We start from the raw sequence: 256 nt of genomic DNA on the forward strand, positions 1-256 counted from the left end.
GCAGTCTCGCATGAGTCCCCAACTTGATGCTGGTAACATGCGACAAGGGTTGCGCTCGTTGCGGGACTTAACCCAACATCTCACGACACGAGCTGACGACAACCATGCACCACCTGTGTGATCCATATCTATCCCTCTATCTCTAGAGTCTTTGTATCCATGTCAAGGCCTGGTAAGGTTCTTCGCGTTGCTTCGAATTAAACCACATACTCCACCGCTTGTGCGGGCCCCCGTCAATTCCTTTGAGTTTCACACT

General features: G+C 51.2%; 1 rRNA gene. It reads right to left on the reverse strand.

The annotated features are described in order from the left end of the window. Nucleotides 1-256 (reverse strand): 16S ribosomal RNA (locus NE665_RS24860); the annotation flags it as partial.

It is taken from the genome of Clostridium sp. DFI.1.208, from assembly GCF_024463855.1.
Taxonomy (GTDB): Bacteria; Bacillota_I; Bacilli_A; order Erysipelotrichales; family Erysipelotrichaceae; genus Clostridium_AQ.